At 50.9% G+C, this 228-nt stretch carries 2 tRNA genes; both read right to left on the bottom strand.

Annotated elements, in window-relative coordinates:
• Positions 1-12: 12 nt before the first annotated feature.
• Positions 13-88: transfer RNA gene (locus tag AB4323_RS24250), tRNA-Val, on the bottom strand.
• Positions 89-113: 25 nt separating this feature from the next.
• Positions 114-189: transfer RNA gene (locus AB4323_RS24255), tRNA-Lys, on the bottom strand.
• Between the last annotated feature and the right edge of the window lie 39 nt (positions 190-228).

A 228-nucleotide genomic window follows, 5' to 3' on the forward strand; every position in this document is an offset into this window, starting at 1 on the left:
CTTGGGAGGAAATGGTGGGCGATACCGGGCTCGAACCAGTGACCCCCTGCTTGTAAGGCAGGTGCTCTCCCAACTGAGCTAATCGCCCCAAATTTTATTTCCTTGGGAGGAAATGGTGGGTCGTGCAGGATTCGAACCTGCGACCAATTGATTAAAAGTCAACTGCTCTACCAACTGAGCTAACGACCCTTTTTACTTCTTGAAGGAAGTGGTATCCCGTAGGGGAGT

Source organism: Vibrio sp. 10N.261.52.C11 (assembly GCF_041471405.1).
Taxonomy (GTDB): Bacteria; Pseudomonadota; Gammaproteobacteria; order Enterobacterales; family Vibrionaceae; genus Vibrio; species Vibrio crassostreae_C.